We start from the raw sequence: 1485 nt of genomic DNA on the forward strand, positions 1-1485 counted from the left end.
AGAGCATCTTCCGCAGGAACTCCTGGAAGTCCTCGGGTGTCGGGTCGTTGTCTGCCATGTCGCTCGCCCTCTCAGCACTTCTGTTGCCGTGGCATCTACGCTAGTCACAGGTTTCTGCGCGCGAACCAAAGCAGCTCGTCGAAGAGATCGGGCACGCTGCCGGAGACGAGCTGCAGCGAGCCCGCGGGGAGCAGGCCGGACTCGACCATCACGCGCACCATCGCCTCGGCGAGATACCCGGTCGGGGTCGCCGGCTTCACCAGGGTGGGGACGCCGGCGAGGAATGCGGGAGCGAACTTCTCCAGCGCCCCCCAGACCGGGAAGTTGAAGGCGTTGATCTGCACCGCCACGCCCCGCAGTCGCGTGTAGATGTGGCGGCCGAGGAAGGAGCCGTCCTTGGAGAGGTTCTCCACGCCGCCGTCGACGTAGACCTTGGCGTTGGGCAGCTCGCGACGGCCCTTGCTGGAGTACGCGAACAGCACACCGATCCCACCGTCGATGTCCACCCACGAGTCCTGTGTCGTGGCGCCGGTGCGGCTGGAGAGCGCGTACAGCTCGGCCTTGCGTTCGGTGAGGGCGAGGGCGAGCTGCTTGAGCCGCACGGCGCGCTGGTGGAACGTGAGCTCCCCGAGCGAGGCCTGCCCGACCGTGCGGGCGTGGTCGAGCGCGGCACCCAGGTCGAGTCCGTCGGTCGAGACGCGGGCCACGACCTCTCCCGTCGAGGCATCACGCACCTCGGTCGCCCGAGCCGTGGACGCCGGCGTCCACCACTCTCCCTCGACGTAGCTGGGGAGGATCTCGGTCATCTCAGTTCCCTTCATGAGGCGTCCCATTCGTAGAAGCCGCGTCCGCTCTTGCGGCCGAGGTGCCCCTCGGCGACCAGGCGGCGCAGCAGGGCCGGAGGTTCGAAGCGCTCACCCAGATGGGCGGCGAGGTACTCGGCGATGCCGAGCCGCACGTCGAGCCCGACGATGTCGGTGAGTCGGAGCGGTCCGACCGGATGCTTGTATCCGAGCGTCATCGCCGTGTCGATGTCTTCGGCGGAGGCGACGCCCTCCTCGAGCATGCGGATCGCCTCGAGTCCGAGCGCGACACCGAGCCGGGACGACGCGAAGCCGGGAGCATCGGCGACGACGATCGGCGTCTTGCCGAGGGCGGCGACCCAGCCGCGGGCGGAGTCGACGAGCGGGGGAGCGGTGCTCGCTCCGCGAACGATCTCGACGAGCGTGGAGGCGGGCACGGGGTTGAAGAAGTGCATGCCGAGCAGGTGCGAGGGGCGATCGAGCACCGCGGCCAGCTCGTCGATCGAGATGGAGGAGGTGTTCGAGGCGATCACGGCGTCGGAGGCGACGTGTGCTTCGACACGGCGGAGCGCATCGATCTTTGAGCGCGAGGTCCTCGGGCACCGCCTCGACGACGAGGGGGCACGGGGCGAACAGCGCGGCATCCGTGCCCGTCGCGAGACGCTCCCGATACTCCTCGACG

General features: G+C 69.0%; 2 pseudogenes. Both read right to left on the bottom strand.

Annotated elements, in window-relative coordinates:
* Positions 1-131: 131 nt before the first annotated feature.
* Positions 132-806 (bottom strand): annotated as a pseudogene (locus tag KZA10_RS14970) (aldehyde dehydrogenase family protein); the annotation flags it as partial.
* A gap of 11 nt (positions 807-817) precedes the next feature.
* Positions 818-1485 (bottom strand): annotated as a pseudogene (locus KZA10_RS14975) (3-hydroxyacyl-CoA dehydrogenase family protein); the annotation flags it as partial.

This window comes from Microbacterium sp. BF1 (genome assembly GCF_019279095.1).
Taxonomy (GTDB): Bacteria; Actinomycetota; Actinomycetes; order Actinomycetales; family Microbacteriaceae; genus Microbacterium; species Microbacterium maritypicum.